The sequence below is a fragment of the uncultured Bradyrhizobium sp. genome, assembly GCF_936943645.1.
Lineage (GTDB): Bacteria > Pseudomonadota > Alphaproteobacteria > Rhizobiales > Xanthobacteraceae > Bradyrhizobium.
In genome coordinates this window covers 1-21661 of the sequence record NZ_CAKZJO010000081.1, presented here as the reverse complement: position 1 = coordinate 21661, position 21661 = coordinate 1, and the positions used below count along the sequence as shown (strand labels likewise).

At 62.9% G+C, this 21661-nt stretch carries 15 protein-coding genes; all 15 read left to right on the top strand.

The annotated features are described in order from the left end of the window. Positions 1-10: 10 nt before the first annotated feature. Complete coding sequence (locus Q0743_RS34290; protein WP_367184930.1) at positions 11-1054, top strand: CHC2 zinc finger domain-containing protein; 1044 nt, start codon at positions 11-13, stop codon at positions 1052-1054. Continuing rightward, on the top strand, positions 1054-4245 hold the full coding sequence (locus Q0743_RS21745) for a hypothetical protein (RefSeq protein ID WP_298243534.1): 3192 nt from the start codon (positions 1054-1056) through the stop codon (positions 4243-4245). The genes Q0743_RS34290 and Q0743_RS21745 overlap by 1 nt, the downstream gene beginning before the upstream one ends. Continuing rightward, positions 4242-5162, top strand: a complete 921-nt coding sequence (locus Q0743_RS21740) for a hypothetical protein (protein ID WP_298243533.1) — start codon at positions 4242-4244, stop codon at positions 5160-5162. The genes Q0743_RS21745 and Q0743_RS21740 overlap by 4 nt, the downstream gene beginning before the upstream one ends. Positions 5163-5271: 109 nt before the next feature. Next, positions 5272-6423, top strand: a complete 1152-nt coding sequence (gene ftsW / locus Q0743_RS21735; protein ID WP_298243532.1) for a putative lipid II flippase FtsW — start codon at positions 5272-5274, stop codon at positions 6421-6423. Positions 6424-6613: 190 nt separating this feature from the next. Further along, positions 6614-7717, top strand: coding sequence for an undecaprenyldiphospho-muramoylpentapeptide beta-N-acetylglucosaminyltransferase (murG, locus tag Q0743_RS21730; protein ID WP_298243531.1), 1104 nt, complete (start codon positions 6614-6616; stop codon positions 7715-7717). Between the two features lie 124 nt (positions 7718-7841). Continuing rightward, a complete protein-coding gene (gene murC, locus Q0743_RS21725; RefSeq protein WP_298243530.1) occupies positions 7842-9245 on the top strand; it encodes a UDP-N-acetylmuramate--L-alanine ligase in 1404 nt (467 codons plus the stop codon). Between the two features lie 184 nt (positions 9246-9429). After that, positions 9430-10347: a UDP-N-acetylmuramate dehydrogenase gene (gene murB, locus Q0743_RS21720; RefSeq protein WP_298243529.1), complete on the top strand. Its 918-nt coding sequence runs from the start codon at positions 9430-9432 to the stop codon at positions 10345-10347. 123 nt (positions 10348-10470) lie between these two features. Then, positions 10471-11457 carry a D-alanine--D-alanine ligase gene (locus tag Q0743_RS21715; RefSeq protein WP_298243528.1) on the top strand — a complete coding sequence of 329 codons (987 nt, stop codon included), beginning with the start codon at positions 10471-10473 and terminating at the stop codon, positions 11455-11457. A gap of 349 nt (positions 11458-11806) precedes the next feature. After that, complete coding sequence (locus Q0743_RS21710; protein ID WP_298243527.1) at positions 11807-12847, top strand: cell division protein FtsQ/DivIB; 1041 nt, start codon at positions 11807-11809, stop codon at positions 12845-12847. Beyond that, positions 12844-14166 carry a cell division protein FtsA gene (ftsA, locus tag Q0743_RS21705; RefSeq protein WP_097663106.1) on the top strand — a complete coding sequence of 441 codons (1323 nt, stop codon included), beginning with the start codon at positions 12844-12846 and terminating at the stop codon, positions 14164-14166. The genes Q0743_RS21710 and ftsA overlap by 4 nt, the downstream gene beginning before the upstream one ends. Positions 14167-14253: 87 nt before the next feature. Beyond that, on the top strand, positions 14254-16053 hold the full coding sequence (ftsZ, locus tag Q0743_RS21700) for a cell division protein FtsZ (protein WP_298243526.1): 1800 nt from the start codon (positions 14254-14256) through the stop codon (positions 16051-16053). Between the two features lie 364 nt (positions 16054-16417). Next, positions 16418-17380 (top strand): UDP-3-O-acyl-N-acetylglucosamine deacetylase, encoded by a 963-nt coding sequence (lpxC, locus tag Q0743_RS21695; protein ID WP_298243525.1) that lies wholly within the window; start codon positions 16418-16420, stop codon positions 17378-17380. Between the two features lie 244 nt (positions 17381-17624). Beyond that, positions 17625-18515: an outer membrane protein assembly factor BamD gene (locus Q0743_RS21690; protein WP_298243524.1), complete on the top strand. Its 891-nt coding sequence runs from the start codon at positions 17625-17627 to the stop codon at positions 18513-18515. Between the two features lie 13 nt (positions 18516-18528). Further along, complete coding sequence (gene recN, locus Q0743_RS21685; protein ID WP_298243523.1) at positions 18529-20214, top strand: DNA repair protein RecN; 1686 nt, start codon at positions 18529-18531, stop codon at positions 20212-20214. A 158-nt stretch (positions 20215-20372) separates the two neighbouring features. Continuing rightward, on the top strand, positions 20373-21661 hold a 1289-nt coding region (gene ligA / locus Q0743_RS21680), incomplete at its 3' end, for an NAD-dependent DNA ligase LigA (protein WP_298243522.1).

The following is a 21661-nucleotide window of genomic DNA, read 5'->3' as shown; positions in this document are numbered from 1 at the left end:
CGAGGTGGGCATGCAGAGGAACGGCCGGCATAGGTTGCCAACTCAACGCCTAGACATCGAGGAAATCCGGCGCGTACCTATTTTAACTGTCGCTGCTGATTTCGGGATTCGTCTGCGGCGTGGCGTCGCGAATTGTCCCTTTCCCGATCATCGCGACTCAGATCCTTCCTTCCACCTGTATGTAAAGACGAACACATGGAAGTGTTACGGATGTGGCCGAGGCGGCTCAGTAATCGATCTCACGATGAACGTGAACAATTGGAATTTCCTTACGGCCTCCAAATGGCTACGGGATAGGTACGTCGGTGGATTGCCCACTCGGCTTCCGAAGCGAACCATAGTACAGGAGCCAAAACCCAAGGACGCGGTGCAATCAGACTATTCTGCAGACGCGGAGGTGTACGACTGGATAGTTCAGCAAAGCCCTCTACTCGAATCCGGTCGAAATTATCTGCTCGGCCGGAGAATTGGCGACGCAACCATTCGCGCGTTCCAGGTGGGGCAGATTGGTGACGCCACAGAGCTGATGATCGAAGCCCAGAAATATTTCGGCATTGAACGTCTGCACAAGTGTGGAATGTTGGTAGGGAGGACCCATGCGAGACTCGTCTTTCCATCTGGCTATTTGGTATTTCCATTTTTAGACGGCGGCGCATGCAGATATCTGCAGGCACGTGCTCTAGGTAGCCCCCCACCAAAGGTCCGGCGATGGATCGTTCTCAGCGGGCTGAGGCCGCCGATTTATAATGTTGATGTGCTTCGTCGGGCCGGCAATGTCTTTCTATGCGAGGGGGTGACGGATGTTTTGTCCGCGTACGAACTTAACCGTCCCGCATTCGCTTTACTGGGCGCTGGTGCTCAAATGCCCCCGGATTGTATCGAGCTGCTAAGGAATCGAACTGTTTGCATCTTGTCGGATAACGATCGAGCCGGCAGATCGATGGGACAGCGTTTACTAGAGCAGCTTTCAAGGCTGGGAATCGACGTAGTCGTTCAGAAGTGGCCTGCGGGCATAAAGGACGTGAGCGACCATCTCATTCTTTCGCGAAAATAATGGTGGCTTTTTTGCGCTTCATTGATCTTGTTCTGCTGCCTGAGAATTTGATTTGGGCCTGGCGAAAGGCCAGGCATTTATATCAGGCTTCCGATGCGCTCCATGACCAGGCGGAGGTTGCTGCTTTCGAGTTGAATCTGGATGCTGAGCTTGGGCGAATGTCGCGCGAAATCCGACAGGGGAAGTTCCGCACGACTCCGATACGTCTTTTGCCTCAGCCCAAGCGGCCCGACTCTGACGGTAAGCCTCGAATGCGCCAGAGCTTTCAACTCGCTGTTCGCGATCAAGTGGCTTGGATCGCGATTGTAAATGTAATCGGACCAAGCTTGGATCGGTTGATGCCGTCTTGGAGCTACGGTCATCGCTTGTATCGTTCTGCGTGGTACGACAATTCTGACAGCGTTCACCATCACCTACGCATAGGACCGTATCGGCATACGACCTCAAATTTGTATAGGAAATTCAAGCACAGTTGGCCGCTCTTCAGGCGTCATGTTTCGCTCACCGCGAGAAAGATGGCCACCGGTTCAATCAATGTTGATGAACTCGATCAAGGGGATCAACAAGCGCTATATCACGCGATCGAGTTTTCTAAAGTTACGGATCGATTGTCGTACCTTGAAGACAACTTCTGGAATTTTCGTGGGTTGGAACGAGCAGGGGCAAACCTGTACTATGCGTCGTTTGACCTGGAGAAATTTTATCCCTCGATCCGGCTAGCGTCGATCTCGGCGGTGCTAGATCGATATCTCCCGGAATTCTCATCAGATAGCGATTTTAGGACTTTCGTCGAGAGAATGTTGCAGTTTGAGGTCCGGACCGATGGCCTCTCAGATTCAATGAAAGCGGCAGTCGATCCGCCGACGCTCTCCGGCCAGTTTTCGGGGCTGCCGACTGGTCTAATGGTTGCGGGATTTTTGGCCAACGTCGCTCTGCTTCCCGTTGACCACGATGTGGAGACCGACGTCTCGGCTAAGAGAGATTTTGCGCAGTTCCGGTTCGTGGATGACCATTCAATTCTGGCGTTCAGTTTTGAAACGCTAGTCGAGAGAATCGAGGCCTATCGCGATCTTCTGATCCGTCATGGAGTGGGTGCGCAGATTGCTCGCGACAAGTACGATCCTCCCGGCCTATCGAACATTGTCGGTACTTCGAGTGTAGGGCCTGAAGCAAGATCGAGCAGCTACAATGAGGTTAGGAAAGATTGCGAGATAGACGGGCGTCGACCCAACAAGCTTCTTACTCGAACGCTGGCCCAGGTGTCGTTGCTCGCAGCAGCAGATTTCGACACTTTATCGGACGACGTAAAGCTTCAACGCTTGGAGCAATTGGAGTGGCTATTGCTCGCAAATATTCCGGAGAGAGAGGTCAGAGCGGACACACGAGCAGCATTTGCCGCGGGTCGAATTACGGCCCTGGCTCCGGCAATATTCCACACCAGCCCTGAGCTCGTGGAGGCGCTTAGGGCGCAAATGGCTCCCAGAAAAGAGGGCCCGGGACCTGAGCAGTCTTCCATGGGCTTTCCAATTGCCGTTCACGTCTATTCGACAAGCGATGAGGAGCGTTGGAAGAAGCATTGTCGGCACTACTTTTCCTTGCTTTTCCAAGCGTTCGCCGAACACCCGGATAAGGTGCGTCTGCTGATCCGGTTGCTCGAATACGGAAAAGCCACGGGCTATGATGTGTTCTCTTCTCTTGGCCAGTGGATGGAAGAGCATGCAACCGGGGCGAACTATCTGCTTAAACGCTACCTTAGCGCCTTAACGCTGCACGCAATTTCCAAGCTCGTTGTTGTCGCTGGTAGCGACTTGACTAGGCCCGATCTCTTGCAGCGGCAAATCCGAGCTGCTCAGGAATTTCTCGACTCTATTCTAAAATTCAAGATCGATCTGTTTGTCGATCAAGTTGGCGTACTTTCGCGACATCCAGAGTTTTTTCAGCTTGACGCGTTACGCTGCTTTCAAGCCGGCCTTAGATCTGCAGCAGCGGTGACTGCCGGAGTAGATAGTGTCCGAAGTCAAGAGCTTGATCGCTTGGCCGATCGAGTAATGGGGCTAGGTTGGGGGAGCGCATCAATTCTCTGGCGTAAGGAAACTGGCTATCCCATCGGTGTTTGGGTTCATTGGGGTCAATCATTTCTAGCAACGAGGTCAAACGATCCCAGCCCTGTATGGGCCGCGGCAGCCGGCTCGCACGACCCCGCCGATCGCTCTGATTGGAGTAGCCTGCGTCGATTTCCGACGCATTTAACCCGCCAAGGGTGGGCCGCTCTTGAGCAGAACCCGCGCTTAATAAACGATGATGATTCAGGCTGGTTGCTCGATGCAGCGCGGGCTAATCAAAAGGCTTTCGAGGCGTTAAGATCAGACACAAAGCCGTTTAGGCAGGTCAGAAGAGCGTTAGCTGGAGCGCCAAAAGGCTATGCAACGTTGGGCCAATGGGTCGGATTCACAGCTACATTGAATGGGAATGACCCGCGGGCCGGCGAATGGACTGCCTTGGAAATAGTTCGGCAGATGACCGAGCCGCTGCTTGAGGCTTTCGCTTCAGTCGAGCGACTGGAAGTGGTTCACCCCGAGAACATCCTGGTGCCGTTGGATTGGTTCGGTCAACACCCAACGGCGCGTCAATCTGAGCAAATTTGGACTTGGCAAAGCTGGCGGGCGCAGGTGAGACGTTCAAAGGTGCGCCTCTCGAACGGTCGCATCGATGATTTTAGATTGCATCCTTCCTCAAGCGCCGAGAGTAGGGGGTTCTTGCGCGTGAGAGGTGTCGCCCAGATTCTTTGGGGTCTGCTCAGGCAGAGTTTTGTATTCCCTGCAATTTGGAACATTCGAGGTGAGGAACGAGCAACGATAACTCTCGTCAGGTCTGAGCTTGAGGACCTGCGCATTTCGTCGATCACCTTAGCAATTCTGGAGGCAACTCTTGGCGTGCGCAATAAAGAGACGCTGCTGATGCCGATATTTCCGACTTTGTTTGGCGGTCTTCAAGCAAATGACACGCTGCTCGATCCTCCCATGATCCGAACAATCAACGATTTCGACAGGGCTTTGCGCCTTGGGCAGAGAGTGCTGGAAGATCGGCAAGTGACCGTATTAAACCATCATCCAAGGCAGCTAATACCTGCGAATATAGGCCAGTTGGCGCAATCGACATTTTCGGTGATCGAAGAGGAAGACGAGCCATGAGCGTCGACGCGACCGTTATGGCAGAATGGCTTCGCATAGGACTAATTCAGACTTCACTCGATTCGAATGCGGCTTGGATCTCTGGGCCAAAGATGACGCAAGCTGAAGAGGATCAAGCGATAGCTGAAATCAAGAGATTTATTGCGGGTTTCAAGCAAACCCAGCCAGTTCCGGACATTATATTACTACCAGAGCTCGCTGTTCCCCGAGGTTTCGTCCCGACTCTTCGTAGAATGGCAAAGTCAATGTCGAGCATCATCATTGCGGGCTTGGATTATCGTCAGTCATCCCAAGGACATATTTCGACGGCGGCAAACGAGGCCATCATCATTGTTCCCGATAGATGGAAAGATAAGAAGATATCTGCGACGACGACGGCTCGATACATAGGCAAGACATTTTGCTCGAACCAAGAAGGAAAATATCTCGCCGGGCAAGGATTTGACTTTCAGGGAGATCGATCAGTCTGGATTTTTGATGGTGGCGAGGTGGGGCGATTTGGGGTGGCGATTTGCTACGACTTTCTCGACCTTGAACGGGTGGCTGCGTATCGAGAGCAGATACAGCATCTGTTTATTCTCGCGTACAACAGAGATACGAATTCTTTCGAGCATGCGGCCGAGGCTTTGTCGCGGATGATCTTTTGCAACGTTGTCGTCTGCAACACAGGCTACTTCGGGGGATCTTTAGCTGTATCGCCGTATTATCGGCCTCAACAGCGAACAATATATCAGCATTGCGGCGCGGGGCTGGTTACCTCGCAGGTCATAGAGCTGCCCGTAAGAAATTTGTGGGAGCATCAGCAAGGCAAGGGTGCGTTGACGGATTTTCCCGCTGGTAAGGAGCCGATGTTCAAAGGTTTGCCCGCTGGCTATCAGGCAAGCCCACCTTTATTTATCAAGCCTGCTTCTGTTTGACGTCGCCTTGACGATCCCCATTGATTTGACGGTCTTCTTAGTTTCCTTAACCCTCCGGTAACCAACCTCGGCGACCAATGGACGGACCTCTGTCCGAAAGCGGCCGCCCATGCTCTCCCGTGAAGAACGCACCCCCTTTTCCGAGTGGTGGTGGACCGTCGACAAGCCGCTGATGGGCGCCATCCTGGCCCTGATGCTGACCGGCGTGATCCTGTCGCTGGCGGCGAGCCCGCCGGTTGCGACCCGCATCGGGCTCGATCCGTTCCACTTCTTCAGCCGCCACGTGATGTTCCTTCTCCCGTCCTGCCTGGTGCTGCTCGGGGTCTCCTTCCTGTCGCCGCGGTCGATCCGCCGCTCGGCGCTGATCATCTTCGCGGCCAGCATCATCCTGATCGTGCTGACGCTCGCGATCGGCCCCGAGGTGAAGGGCTCGCGGCGCTGGATCACGCTGCTCGGCGTCAACATCCAGGCCTCCGAAATCGCAAAACCGTCCTTCGTCGTGATCGCCGCCTGGCTGTTTGCGGAATCGACCAAGCGGCCGGAGATGCCGGCGACCACGATGGCTTTGGTGCTGCTCTTGATGCTGGTCTCGCTGCTGGTGATGGAGCCGGACTTCGGCCAGACCATGCTGATCCTGATGGTGTGGGGCTCGCTGTTCTTCATCGCGGGTATGCGCATGATCTGGGTGTTCGGTCTCGCAGGTCTCGGCGCCGCCGGCCTGTTCAGCGCCTATCTGTTCGTCCCGCACGTGGCGGGGCGCATCAAGCGCTTCATGAACCCGGCCTCCGGCGACACCTTCCAGGTCGATACCGCCATGGAGGCCTTCTACAACGGCGGCTGGTTTGGGCTCGGGCCGGGCGAGGGCATTGCAAAACGCAGCCTGCCGGACAGCCATACCGACTTCGTGTTCGCGGTGGCCGCCGAAGAGTTCGGCATCATCCTGTGCCTGGCCATGCTGGCGCTGTTCGCCTTCGTCGTGATCCGGACGCTGTCGCGCGCCTATGCCAATGAAGACATGTTCTCGCGCTTTGCCGCATCGGGGCTTGCGATTCTGTTCGGCGTGCAGGCGGCGATCAACATGTCCGTGAACCTGCAACTGATCCCCGCCAAGGGCATGACGCTGCCCTTCATCTCCTACGGCGGCTCCTCGATCGTGTCGCTTGCCTATGGTGTCGGCATGATGCTGGCGCTGACACGGCTGCGCCCGCGCACCGAGGTCGAGGCCAGCGGCCACGCCGAGGCGATGCGCAGTTACGCGTGACGTCTCGTGTCCCGGACAAGCGAAGCGCAGATCCGGGACCCAGAATGCCGCAAACATCCGCAGAAGGAATGGGCCCCGGTTCAGCAGCGCACTACACCGCGAAGGGCGGCGCACCTGCGCTGCGCCCGGGGCACGAGTGCCATCGTGCTTGGCTCGCAATGACGGGAAAGACCTTGTAAAAGGCCCATCCATGGACACTTCCTCCCCCCTGATTCTTCTCGCCGCGGGCGGCACCGGCGGCCATCTGTTTCCGGCCGAGGCGCTTGGCGTCGAATTGATCCGCCGCGGCTTTCGGGTTCGCCTCGTCACGGATGAGCGCGCGTTGCGCTACAGCGGGCTGTTCAGCAAGGACATGATCGACGTTGTCTCGAGCGAGACCGCGCGCGGCCGCAATCCGTTCCAGCTCGCCTATGCCGGGCTCACGCTCGCCGCCGGCACGCTGTCCGCCTACGCGCTGATCAAGCGCCTGAAGCCCGTCGCCGTCGTCGGCTTCGGCGGCTATCCGACGCTACCGCCGCTGGTCGCGGCGAAGTTCGCCGGTGTGCCCGGCATCATCCACGATGCCAACGCCGTGCTCGGCCGCGCCAACCGGTTCCTGTCGAGCCGCGTGCGCGCCATCGCGACGTCCTTGCCCGGCGTGCTCGACCGCGATCCGGCGCTCTCGGCTAAGACCACCACGGTCGGCACGCCGATGCGGCCCGCGGTTCTCTCTGCTGCCGCTGTACCCTATGCCGCACCCGAGGTGAACGGACCGCTGCGTCTGCTCGTCGTCGGCGGCAGCCAGGGCGCGCGCATCATGGCCGACATCGTGCCGGATACCATCGAGCGGCTCGAGCCCGCGCTGTGGGGCCGGCTGATCCTGACCCAGCAGGTGCGCGACGAGGACATGGCGCGGGTGCGGGCGGTCTACGACAGGCTCAAGATCAAGGTGGAGCTTGCGCCGTTCTTCACCGATCTGCCGGCGCGGCTCGCTGCCAATCATCTCGTGGTATCGCGCTCCGGCGCCGGCACGGTGGCCGAGCTCGCCGCGATCGGCCGGCCCTCGATCCTGGTGCCGCTGCCCGGTTCGATCGATCAGGATCAGTTCGCCAATGCCGGCGTGCTGGTCAAGGTCGACGGCGCGATCCGCATCCCGCAGACCGAGTTCACACCCAATCGTCTCGCCGCCGAGATCTCCGCGTTCGCCGCCGAGCCTGCGCGCCTTGCCGCCATGGCCGCGGCCGCCCGCAGTGCCGGCCGGCTCGATGCGGCCGAGCGGCTCGCCGATCTCGTGGTCAAGGTCGCGGGAATCTGACGCGAAAAAGCCCTTGTCTTGGCCTCTCAAAGCGGGGCATCCAGTGGGAAGGGCACGTGGCTGATTTGGCTGCGACCTTCGCCAGATGCCGCCTCTGCAAGGCGGCGAGGTCAGGGAACAGAGCATGAGACTGCCGCGTGAGATCGGACCCATCCACTTCGTCGGGATCGGCGGGATCGGCATGAGCGGCATCGCCGAGGTGCTGGTCAATCTCGGCTATGCCGTGCAGGGCTCGGACGCCTCCGACAATTACAATCTCGACCGTCTGCGCAAGAAGGGCGCGAAGGTGTCGGTCGGCCACAAGGCCGAGAATGTCGACGGCGCCGAGGTCGTCGTGGTCTCCACCGCGATCAAGCGTGACAATCCGGAACTGGTGGCGGCGCGCGAGCGCCGCATTCCCGTGGTGCGCCGTGCCGAGATGCTGGCCGAGCTGATGCGGCTGAAGAGCTGCGTCGCCATTGCCGGCACGCACGGCAAGACCACGACGACCACGATGGTCGCAACGCTGCTCGATGCCGGCGGCCTCGATCCGACCGTCATCAATGGCGGCATCATCAACGCCTACGGCTCCAACGCGCGGCTTGGTGCCGGTGACTGGATGGTGGTGGAGGCCGACGAGAGCGACGGCACATTCCTGAAGCTGCCGACCGATGTCGCGATCGTCACCAATGTCGACCCCGAGCATCTCGACCATTTCAAGACCTTCGAGGCCGTGCAGGACGCGTTCCGCCATTTCGTCGAGAACCTGCCGTTCTACGGCTTTGCCGTGATGTGCATCGATCATCCCGTGGTGCAGAGCCTCGTCGGAAAGATCGAGGATCGCCGCATCATCACCTATGGCGAGAATCCGCAGGCCGATGCGCGGCTGGTCGATCTCACCGCGGGCGGCGGCGGCTCGAAGTTCAAGGTCGTGATCCGCGATCGAAAGGCCGGGACCACGCATGAGATCGCCGATCTCGCGTTGCCGATGCCGGGCCGGCACAACGCCTCGAACGCGACGGCGGCGATTGCAGTCGCGCATACGCTCGGCGTGTCGGACGAAGCGATCCGCAAGGCGATGGCCGGCTTCGGCGGCGTCAAGCGCCGCTTCACCAAGACCGGCGAATGGAACGGCGTTACCGTCATCGACGATTACGGCCATCACCCCGTGGAGATCGCGGCCGTGCTCAAGGCGGCGCGCGATTCCTACACCGGCAAGGTGATCGCCGTGGTGCAGCCGCATCGCTATACCCGCCTGCAATCGCTGTTCGAGGAATTCTGCACCTGCTTCAACGACGCCGACGCGGTCGTCGTTGCCGACGTCTATGCCGCCGGCGAAGCGCCGATCGAGGGCATCGACCGCGATCATTTCGTCGAAGGCCTGCGCGCCCACGGGCATCGCGAGGTGGTGCCGCTGCCCAATGCCGGCGAGCTGGCCAAGATCGTCCACGGCATCGCCAGGAGCGGCGATCTCGTGGTGTGCCTCGGCGCGGGCAATATCACGCAATGGGCGTACGCGCTGCCGGACCAGTTGAAGGCGCTGGAGTGAGCATGCCGATGAACGGCCTGCAGCCCGCACGGCAAACTGCGCTCCCTCCCCCCTTGTGGGTGAGGGCGGGGGAGAGGGGTAGCCACAAACTCCGATCTTGCTTGGGGCTACCCCCCTCCCTGCCCCTTCCCCACAAGGGGGGAGGGAACGGAGAAAGCTTTCGTCCCTCACATGAGGTGACGTGGTGACCTTTCCCGACATCACCCCCTCTCTCAAGGCCGCGATGCCTGAACTTCGCGGGCGGCTGCTGGCCAACCAGTCGCTGGCCGAGCTCACCTGGTTTCGCGTCGGTGGTCCGGCGCAGGTGCTGTTCACGCCGGCGGATGAGGACGATCTCGCTTATTTCCTTGCGCGTCTCGCGCCCGAAATCCCTGTCCATGTCGTCGGCGTCGGCTCCAACCTCATCGTCCGCGACGGCGGCATTGCGGGCGTCGTGATCCGGCTTGCGCCGCGTGCCTTTGGTGAGGCGAGTGCGAGCGGCGATGTCGTCACCGCAGGCGCGGCGGCGCTCGACAAGCGCGTGGCGGAAGTCGCGGCCTCCGCCAATATCGGCGGGCTCGAATTCTACTTCGGCATTCCCGGCACCATCGGCGGCGCGCTGCGCATGAACGCGGGCGCCAATGGCGGCGAGACCAAGGACGTGCTGGTCGAGGCGAGGGGCGTCGGGCGCGACGGCGCCATGCACGTGTTCTCCAACGCCGACATGAAATTCGTCTATCGCAACAGCGGCGTCGATCCCTCCATCATCTTCACTTCCGCGCGCTTTCGCGGCGAGATCAAAGATGCCGAGACGATCCGCGCGCGCATGGCGGAGGTGCAAAACCACCGCGAGACCGCGCAGCCGATCCGCGAGAAGACCGGCGGCTCGACCTTCAAGAATCCGCCCGGCCATTCCGCCTGGAAGCTGGTGGACGCTGCCGGCTGCCGCGGCTTGCGCGTCGGCGGCGCGCAGGTCTCGGAGATGCACTGCAATTTCCTGATCAACACCGGCGATGCCACCGCGCAGGACATCGAGGCGCTGGGCGAGACCGTGCGCGAACGGGTGAAGGCAAATTCCGGAATTGAGCTACACTGGGAAATCAAGCGGATCGGGGTTTCATGACCACCGTCATTCCGGTGCTCGCGAAGCGAGAGCCCGGAATCCATAACCACGATCGGGAGTATGGATTCCGGGCCTGCGCCTTACGGCGCATCCCGGAATGACAACTGATAGGTAACTGAAGACATGCGCATCACCATCCTCTTCGGCGGCTCCAACCGGGAGCGTCTGGTTTCGGTCGCTTCGGCCCAGGCGCTGCATCACGCACTGCCCGAGGCTGATCTCTGGTGGTGGGACGTCGAGGACAAGGTGCATGTGGTGCAGTCCAAGCAGCTGCTCGAACATGCCCGTCCGTTCGAGGACGAGTTCAGGCCGGGAACGTCAGGCATTCCGCTGGAGCAGGCGCTCGACCGGGCCAAGGCAGAAGGTCGCGTGCTCGTGCTCGGCCTGCATGGTGGGCGTGCCGAGAACGGCGAATTGCAGGTGATGTGCGAGGCGCGCGGCGTGCCCTTCACCGGTTCGGGCTCGGCTTCCTCGCATCTCGCCTTCGACAAGATCGCGGCCAAGCATTTTGCCGCGCTCGGCGGCGTGACGCCGCCGGCAAACATCGCGCTGGACCACCTCGACGCGGCCTTCGCCGAACACGGCAGGCTGATCGCAAAGCCGGCGCGCGATGGATCGAGTTATGGCCTGATCTTCGTCAACGCCAAGCAGGACCTGGTTGCGGTCCGCAACGCAGCCAAGCACGAGGACTACGTGATTGAGCCCTATATCGCCGGCATCGAGGCGACTTGCGGCGTATTGGAGCGCACCGACGGCTCGATCATCGCTCTGCCGCCGATCGAGATCATTCCGGGAGAGGGCAATTTCGACTACGCCGCAAAATACCTCCTGAAGTCGACCCAGGAGATCTGCCCCGGGCGTTTTCCGCCCGAGATCACCGCCGCGCTGAAGCAGCAGGCCATGCTGGCGCACCGCGCGATGTCCTGCACGGGCTATTCCCGGTCGGACTTCATCGTCTCGGACCGGGGCCTCGTCTATCTCGAAACCAACACGCTGCCCGGGTTGACCAAGTCCTCGCTCTACCCCAAGGCGCTGAAAGCCGAGGGCATCGAGTTCGTCGACTTCCTGCGCGGCCTGGTGGAGCTCGCCGAACGGGGCGTCCGGAAATAGTTAGGACTGGTTAACGGCGGGAACACCGAAACGGCCCGGTTTGGGGTCCAAAACCGGTAAAATGCCGGACATCGCGGCATAAATGCCTCACAGAGCGGGGCAAAATGCGCCGGACGTTAACGAACTTTACCTTTTGTTTACCAGGACGTCCGAAGGTTAACGCTGGCGGCGCATATGGCGCTTTGGCTGCCGGCGCGTGAGCTGTCGCGGGTGATGTCACCCCCGGCGCACGCTTTGAAGGGGAGTGGCTTCTTCTGCTGAAGACCAGCACCCGACCCGGTACGTCCGAGACGTCATGTTCGCCAGGATCCGCGCGATGTCGCGGGGAAACTGTTGACGAGCTCGTGCAATGGATGGAGCAGGAAGCCTCACCCGGTCCTTTTTCAGATCGCTGAGGCCCCAAGCTGACCTGAAGGCGGCCGCGATCGGAGCGGTCGTGCTTCTGCGCGAGTGGATGCAAGAGAAGTTCGACCGCAGGCACGCCGAAGCGCGCGCCGCCGCCAAGGACAAGATCAAGACCAAGGCCCGGGCCAAGGCCGTCGTCGAGCGCGAGCCGCCGCCGCGCGTCGTCGCGCTCGTCGAGCGCTATCTGCCGCGCCGGGTCGGGATCAGCATGACCGTGCTGCTGCTGATCGGCAGCTGCGGCTTCGGCATCGTCAGGGGCGGCCATCTCCAGGATTTCATCACGGCGGTGAGCGACGCCCGCAACGCGCTGGCCAATTCCGCCGGGTTCCGCATCACCTCGGTCGTGATCAACGGCCGCAAGCAGCTCACCCAGGACGAGATCCTGGCTATCGGCGGCGTCAGCGGCCGCTCCTCGCTGCTGTTCCTCGACGCCGACGCGGTGCGCGACAAGCTCAAGGCCAATCCCTGGATTGCTGACGCGACCGTGCTGAAGCTCTATCCGGGCCGCCTCATGATCGAGCTCACCGAGCGCAAGGCGTTCGCGCTGTGGCAGGAGGCCGGAAGGCTGTCCGTCATCGCTGACGACGGCGCCGTGCTCGAGCCCTATGTCTCGCGCCGCTTCCTGACGTTGCCGCTCGTGGTCGGCAAGGGCGCCGAAACCCAGGCCCGCGATTTCCTGGCGCTGCTGGCCCGCTATCCGCAGGTCAATGCGGTGACGAAGGCGGCGATCTACGTCGGCGAACGGCGCTGGAATCTGAGGCTGAAGGACGGCCTCGACATCCGTCTGCCCGAGCAGGACGTCGGCAACGCGCTTGCGATGCTGTCCAAGCTCGACAAGGAGGACCGGCTGTTCTCCCGCGACATCGTCGCCGTCGACATGCGCCTGCCCGATCGGCTGGTGGTGCAGCTGTCCGAGGACGCCGCCAAGGCGCGCGAGGATCTGTTCAAGGACAAGAAGAAAAAGAAGACCGGGGATTCCGCATGACCGGTCTCGATCGCACCCAGACGCCGAAGACCCGCCAGATGCCGCATAAGCGCGGCGGCCTCGTCGCCTGCCTCGACATCGGCACCAGCAAGATCGCCTGCATGATCGCTCGGCTGAAGCCGTCTGCGCCGAGCGAGGCGTTGCGCGGCCGCACCCATGCGGTTGAATTGATCGGATACAGCCAGATCCAGTCGCGCGGCATGAAGGCCGGCGCGGTGATCGATCTCGGCGAGTGCGAGCAGGCGGTGCGCCAGGCCGTCGCGCTCGCGGAGAAAATGGCCAAGGTGCGAGTCGAGTCCGTGCTGCTCTCGGTCTCCGGCGGCCGGCTCTCCGGCCAGCTGGTCGAGGCTGCCGCGGACATCCGTGGCGGCGCCGTGACGCAGGCCGATGTCAGCCGCGTCACCTCCACCGGCATGCGCCACGCCACCGGCGAAGGCCGCACCGTGCTGCACGCGCTGCCGGTCGGCTACACGCTCGATGGCGTCAAGGGCATCCGCGACCCCCGCGGCATGGTTGCCCATCAATTCGGCATCGATATGAACGTCGTCACTTGCGACGCCACCGTGGCGCGAAACCTGATGCTGGCGGTGGAGCGCTGCCACATCAATGTCGAAGCCATGGCGGCGAGCCCCTATGTGGCTGGCCTGTCGGTGCTGACCGACGACGAGGCCGATCTCGGCGCTGCCGTCGTCGAGATGGGCGCTGGCACCACAACGATCGCGGTCTATTCCGGCGGCCGTTTCGTGCATGCGGCGGGTTTTGCGGTCGGCGGGCAACACATCACGATGGATCTGGCGCGCGGACTCTCCGCGACCATTGCCGATGCCGAGCGAATCAAGACGTTATACGGGACCGTCATCACCGGCGGATCGGACTCGCGTGAGCTGATGTCTGTGCCGACGGCCGGTGACGAGCAGGATCTGCCGCAGATCGTTTCCCGCGCCACCATCGCCAACATCGTCAAGCACCGTGCCGAGGAAGTCTTCGAAATGGTTCGGGACAAGCTGAAGGATTCGCCCTTCGCCTCAGAGCCGAACGGCCGCGTCGTGCTTTCGGGCGGAGCCTCGCAGCTCACCGGCCTCGTCGAACTCGGAACCCAGATTCTCGGCCGGCCCGTGCGGGTCGGACGTCCGCTCGGCTTCGGCCGGCTGCCGAACGAGGCGAAGAACGCCGCGTTCGCGGTGCCGGCCGGACTCCTCGTCTACCCGCAATATGTTCACCTCGAACATGTCGAACCGCGGCATACGCGGCAGCAGGTCAAGACAGGGACCGGCGGCTATTTCGGAAAGGTCGGACGATGGCTACGCGAGGGCTTCTGATGACTCAATTCCGCAATTCCCGACTTTCACCAACTCCCGCGGCCGCTGGCCGGGGCGAACCCACGCGCGCGTGATCGAGAGGCAAACATGACCATCAGCATCAACGTTCCTGATATTCACGAACTGAAGCCCCGGATCACCGTGTTCGGCGTCGGCGGCGCCGGCGGCAACGCCGTCAACAACATGATCACGGCGGGCCTTCAGGGTGTCGACTTCGTGGTCGCCAACACCGACGCGCAGGCGCTGACGATGTCGAAGGCGCAGCGCATCGTGCAGATGGGCACCGCGGTGACGCAGGGCCTCGGCGCCGGCTCGCAGCCGAACGTCGGCGCGGCGGCGGCGGAAGAGGTGATCGACGAGCTGCGCGACCATCTCTCGGGTGCCAACATGGTGTTCGTCACCGCCGGCATGGGCGGCGGCACCGGCACCGGCGCTGCTCCCGTGATCGCCAAGACCGCGCGCGACATGGGCATCCTCACCGTGGGCGTCGTGACCAAGCCGTTCCACTTCGAAGGCGGCCGCCGCATGCGCACGGCTGAAGCCGGCATCAACGAGCTTCACAAGGTCGTGGACACGCTCCTGATCATCCCGAACCAGAACCTGTTCCGGGTCGCCAACGAGAAGACCACCTTCGCCGACGCCTTCGCGATGGCCGACCAGGTGCTCTACTCGGGCGTCGCCTGCATCACCGACCTGATGGTCAAGGAAGGTCTGATCAATCTCGACTTCGCCGACGTCCGCGCCGTCATGCGCGAGATGGGCAAGGCGATGATGGGCACCGGCGAAGCCTCCGGCGACAAGCGCGCGCTGACTGCCGCGGAAGCCGCGATCGCCAACCCGCTGATCGACGACAGCTCGATGAAGGGCGCCAAGGGCCTCCTCATCTCCATCACCGGCGGCAAGGATCTCACGCTGTTCGAGGTCGACGAAGCCGCGACCCGCATCCGCGAGGAAGTCGACCAGGACGCCAACATCATCGTCGGCGCGACCTTCGACGAAGCGCTCGACGGCCTGATCCGCGTCTCGGTCGTCGCCACCGGCATCGAGCAGGCTGCGATCGCCCGCAACAGCCAGGCGACCTCCGCTCCGGTCGCGAACGCCGCGCCGCAGGCGCAGCAGGCGCCCGCAGCTCCGGCCGCAGCCGCCGAGAGCCGTCTCGCCGACCTGACCGCGCGTCTGCGCGCCGACAACCAGCGCCTGGCCGAACGCGCCCAGAAGCTGGAATCGCAGATCCCCGCAGCACAGGCCCCGGTCGCTGCCGCGCCGATGGCGCCCCGTCCGAACGTCGAGCGCGCCGCGCTCGCCGCCATCGCGGCTGCCGTTGCCGAGGTGCCGCAGGCGCCCGCGCCGCAGACCTATGGCGACGTGACCGTCCGTCCGATTGCGCAGAAGCCGACCCTGTTTCCGGAGCCTGAGCAGGCCCCGCTCGCGATGCAGGAGCCGATGACGCCCGAAACCTTCATCCCGCCGCAGGCCGAGCGGGGGCCGATCCGCGCGCCCCGGATGCCGCGTATCGATGAACTGCCGATCCAGGCCCAGGCCGAGATTCGCCAGGCCCGCGGCGAGGTCGAGGAAGAGCCGACGCACAAGACCCGCCTGTCGCTGCTGCAGCGCCTCGCCAATGTCGGCCTCGGCCGTCGTGACGAGGAAAGCGAGCCGGCGCCTGCCGCCCGTACCGCCGGTCCCGCGATGCCGCCGCTGCCCGAGCGCCGGCCGCAGAAGACTGTGGCGCAGCAGATCGCGTCGAGCGAGCCGGTATCAGAGTATGCCCGCCGTCCGGCGCCCCAGGGCTTGGACATGCATGGCCGCCCGGCGCCTGTTGCGCCGGCGCCACAGGGTGACGACCATCTTGATATCCCGGCCTTCCTGCGGCGGCAGGCGACCTGAGGATTGTTACAATAAGGCAGACGCAAAAAGGCCCCGGCAGCAAGCTTGCCGGGGCCTTTCCTTTTGTCCCGTGCATGTCCGGATTGCGCAGCCAAACAACTGATTTTAAATCATTAATTACGTATTCGGGTGTTCAGTAGAACTGCCGGAAACGGCCCCAAACCTCGGCGCAATTTGGTTAAGCCTTGGCGCGAATACGGCAGGTTTGGGGTAACAATCGGTAAAAAAGCGTGAGTTGGCGCTGTTTGAGGCAGTGACTATGGTTTGCCGTGACTTGGGGATACGGAGATTCGTAAGCGTCGGCACTGGCCGGCCAAGCGGGTCTCGTATAAGTCGCAGTGGGTCGTAGTGGGGCGGGTTCCTGATGAAATTTAGCCGGCAAACAACGCTTCGTGCGCAAGCCTCTGTGGCAGGCGTTGGCGTTCATTCCGGTCTTCCCGTTACCCTTACGCTTGGGCCCGCGCCTGTCGACGCGGGTTTTATTTTTGTCCGCACCGGGCTCGAGGGAAGTGATCGCGAAGTTCAGGCGACGGCCGGGCAAGTGGTTGCGACGGATCTCGCGACCGTGCTGGGCGACAGCGAGGGACCGCTCGTCTCTACCGCCGAGCACGTTCTGGCAGCCTTGCGCGGCATGGGCGTGGACAATGCCACCATCGAAGTCGACGGTCCGGAAGTGCCGATCATGGACGGCAGCGCTGCGGCCTTCGTCGCGGCGATCGACCAGGCTGGGATTGTCACCCAACCGGCGCAGCGCCGCTTCATCCAGGTTTTGAAGCTGGTCTCGGTCGCAATCGGCGACTCCTTTGGCGAATTGCGGCCCTACGCCGATGGCTTCCGCGCCGAAGTCGAGATCGACTTTGCCAATCCCGTGATTGGTCGGCAGAGCTACGCGTTGGAGCTCGTGCCGGAGCGGTTCCGCCGCGAGGTGGCGCGTGCCCGGACCTTCGGTCTGATGTGCGATCAAGCGCGGCTCTGGGCTGCGGGCTACGGTCGCGGTGCTTCCTTCGGCAACACCGTCGTGTTCGACGACGAACGGCTCCTCAATCCCGAGGGCCTGCGCTACGCCGATGAATGTGCCCGCCACAAGGTGCTGGACGTGATCGGCGATCTCTCGCTGGCTGGCCTGCCGCTGCTTGGCGCTTACCGTTCGGTGCGTGGCGGCCACAAGCTCAACCACGCTGTCCTGACCGCGCTGCTCGCCGACCGTACCGCCTGGCGGGTGGTCGAGGGCGAGGCGGCCCGCCGCACCACGCGTCCCGTGGGCGAAGTCGGCCGCGGAATCGTCGGCGGCCGGATCGCCGCGGCCTACGGGCCGGACGTGTCCTGACAGGCTTGCTGTCGCAGGCATTTGCTGTCGCTACCCCGGGAAACCCCTGGTAACCATGATCAGCTAGGATTGCGGCAAGTTCGCCTTAATCCGGGCGAAATGCCTGCCTATCCGGTTGGTTAAAGATCGCTTTTCGGATACATCGGCGTGGTCGCATGGCAAGGCACCACGGTTACATTTCGCGCCCGTGACGGGGTTCATGGGCTGGCGGGCACCGCATCACAGGGCGTCAGGGCTTAAACTCATGTCGGCACAGCGTATGACGCGCGGATTTTTCTCGGTCTCGTCGCGAGCCCGCGGGCTGCTTCAGGCCGTCACCTTCATCTTGCTCGCGCTGCCGCTCGCCGGCTGCGGCACCGGCTCGCTCTGGGACAAGTTCACCGCCAAGGACGACACCTTCGTCGAGGAGCCCGCCGACAAGATCTACAATGAGGGCCTGTACCTCATGAACGAGAAGAAGGACATGAAGGCGGCGAACAAGAAGTTCGAAGAGGTCGACCGCCAGCATCCTTATTCCGACTGGGCCCGTAAATCGCTGCTGATGTCCGCCTATGCGTCCTACCAGGGCGGCGATTACGACGGCTGCATCGGCGCCGCCACGCGCTACGTGACGCTGCATCCCGGCAGCCCGGACGCGGCCTACGCACAATATCTGATCGCCGCCTCCCATTACGACCAGATTCCGGACGTCAGCCGCGACCAGGCCCGCACCGAGAAGGCGATCGCCGCGCTGGAAGAGGTGGTGCGCAAATATCCGAACTCGGAATACGCGACGTCGGCCAAGGCCAAGATCGAGGGCGCGCGCGACCAGCTCGCCGGCAAGGAAATGAATACCGGCCGCTACTACGCGCAGAAGCGCGACTACACGGCCGCCATCAACCGCTACAAGACCGTCGTCACGCAGTATCAGACCACCCGCCATGTCGAGGAGGCGCTGTACCGGCTGACCGAAGCCTATATGGCGATCGGCATCGTCGGGGAGGCGCAGACCGCGGCGGCTGTGCTTGGCCACAATTTTCCTGACAGCCGCTGGTACAAGGACGCCTATAATCTTGTAAAATCCGGCGGTCTCGAGCCGAGCGAGAATCAGGGGTCCTGGATCAGCAAGACTTTCAAGAAAATGGGTCTCGGCTAGGAAATAGGGTTCCATGCTGGCGCGTCTGTCGATCCGTGACATCGTCCTGATCGAACGGCTCGATATCGAATTCGCCACCGGACTTGCGGTTTTGACCGGCGAGACCGGTGCGGGCAAATCCATCCTGCTCGATGCCTTTGCGCTGGCGCTCGGCGGCCGCGGCGACGCCGGCCTCGTGCGCCACGGCGCGGAGCAGGGGCAGGTCACTGCCGTATTCGATATCCCGAAGAATCACCCCGCGGCGAAGATCCTCGCCGAGAACGGCCTGGACGACACGAGCGTTGAAGAATCTTGCGAGATGATCTTGCGCCGCGTGCAGCTCGCCGACGGCCGCACCCGCGCCTTCATCAACGACCAGTCGATCTCCGTGCAGACGCTGAAGGCGGTCGGCGCCGCCCTGGTCGAGATCCACGGCCAGCATGACGAGCGCGCGCTGGTCGATGCCGCCACCCACCGCCGCCTGCTCGACGCCTTCGCCGGGTTGGAGAAGGACGTCGCCGCGGTCGAGGCGCTCTGGGACGCCCGCCGGACCGCCAACACCGCGCTGGAGGAGCACCGCGCCGGCATGGAGCGTGCCGCGCGCGAGGCCGACTATCTGCGCCATGCCTCGGCCGAGCTGAAGCAGCTTTCCCCCAAGGACGGCGAAGAGACCTTGCTGGCCAATCGCCGCACCACCATGATGCAGGGCGAGAAGATTGCCTCCGACCTGCGCGAGGCGCAGGAGGCGGTCGGCGGTCACAATTCGCCGGTCGCGACACTCGCGGCCGCCGTGCGCCGGCTGGAGCGCCGCGGCGTCAATTCGCCGGCGCTGGTCGAGCCCGCCGTGAAAGCGATCGATGCCGCCATCAACGCGCTGGAGGAGGCCGACCAGCATCTCCAGGCCGCCCTTGCCGCGACCGATTTCGACCCGGCCGAGCTCGAGCGTATCGAGGAACGGCTGTTCGCCCTGCGTGCGGCGTCGCGCAAATATTCGACGCCGGTCGACGGGCTCGCCGCGCTGGCCGCCAAATATGCCGCCGACGTCGTGCTGATCGATGCCGGCGCTTCGCAACTGAAGAAGCTGGAGCAGGCCGCGATCGAGGCGGATAGCCGCTATGCCGCCGCGGCCAAGAAGCTGTCGCTGGCACGGCAGAAATCGGCGGAGAAGCTCAACAAAGCCGTCAATGCCGAGCTCGCCCCGCTCAAGCTCGAACGTGCCAAATTCATGACCCAGGTCGCGACCGACGAGGCCGCACCGGGGCCGCAGGGCTTCGACCGGGTCGAGTTCTGGGTGCAGACCAATCCGGGCACCAAGCCGGGGCCGATGATGAAGGTCGCCTCCGGCGGCGAGCTGTCGCGCTTCCTGCTGGCGCTCAAGGTGGTGCTGTCCGATCGCGGCTCGGCGCCGACCCTGGTGTTCGACGAGATCGACACCGGCGTCGGTGGTGCGGTCGCCGACGCCATTGGCGCCCGCCTGGCGCGGCTTGCCGGCAAGGTCCAGGTGATGGCCGTGACCCACGCCCCGCAGGTCGCCGCCCGCGCCGACCAGCATCTCCTGATCTCCAAGGACGCCCTCGACAAGGGCAAGCGCGTCGCCACCCGCGTCAACGCGCTCGCCGCCGACCACCGCCGCGAGGAGATCGCGCGGATGCTCGCCGGCGCCGAGATCACGGCCGAGGCGAGGGCAGCGGCGGAACGGCTGCTGAAGGCGGCGAGTTAGGTCTCGTGTCCCGGACGCGCGTCGCGCGAGCCGGGACCCAGAAAGCCCGCCCCACGGCCCCGGCTCTGCAGCGCACCGCTAAAGAAGCGCTGCGCCGCGTCCGGGGCACGAGACTAACCGCCTTTACCCCTCCGCCCGCTCCGTCGTATCCAAGCACCATGGCCAGAGCAGCAAAATCGAAAGCAACACCGCCACGCGACGTCGCCGATCTCACCAAGGCACAGGCCAAGGTCGAGCACATGCGGCTGGCGCTCGAAATCGAGGGGCACAACGAGCGCTACTATCAAGAGGACGCGCCCACGATCACCGACGCCGAGTACGACGCGCTGCGGCAGCGCTTCAACGCGATCGAAAAGCGCTTCCCGGAGTTCGTCAGCGCGGACTCGCCGTCGCAGAAAGTCGGTGCCGCGCCGTCCGGCCGCTTCAAGAAGGTGCGGCATTCCGTTCCGATGCTGTCGCTCGACAACGCCTTTGCCGAGGAGGACGTGCGCGACTTCGTCGGCCGCATCGTGCGTTTCCTGAAGCTCGATGACGACAAGATCAATTTCTCCGCCGAGCCGAAGATCGACGGGCTGTCGATGTCCCTGCGCTATGAGGGCGGCGAGCTCGTGACTGCGGCGACACGCGGCGACGGTGCGGTCGGCGAGGATGTCACCGCCAATATCCGCACGCTCGAGGACGTGCCGCAGAAGCTGAGGGGCCGCAACATTCCCGACATCTGCGAGGTTCGCGGTGAGGTCTACATGACCAAGAAAGCCTTTCTTGCGCTCAACGAGCGGCAGAAGGCGGCCGGAGACACCATCTTCGCCAATCCGCGCAATTCCGCCGCGGGCTCGCTCCGCCAGAAAGACCCGACCATCACCGCTTCGCGTCCCCTGGGCTTCTTCGCCTATGCCTGGGGCGAGATGAGCGCGATGCCGGAGGATACGCAGAGCGGCATGATCCACTGGTTCGAGCGTTGCGGCTTCAAGACCAACCCGCTGACCAAGCTGTGCCATTCGGTCGAGCAGTTGATCGCGTTCCATCAGAGCATCGAGGAAGAACGCGCCGAGCTCGACTATGACATCGACGGCGTGGTCTACAAGGTCGACCGCATCGATTGGCAGGAGCGTCTCGGCTTCGTCTCGCGCACGCCGCGCTGGGGCATCGCGCACAAATTCCCGGCCGAGCAGGCGATGACGACGTTGACGGCCATCGATATCCAGGTCGGCCGCACCGGCGCGCTAACCCCAGTGGCACGGCTGGTGCCCATCACCGTCGGCGGCGTGGTGGTTACCAATGCCACCTTGCACAATGAGGACTATGTCCGCGGCATCGGTAATTCCGGCGAACTCCTCCGCGAAGGTCGTGATATCCGCATCGGCGATCTCGTCATCGTGCAGCGCGCCGGCGACGTCATCCCGCAGATCGTCGATGTGGTGATGGAGAAGCGGCCGGATGATTCCGT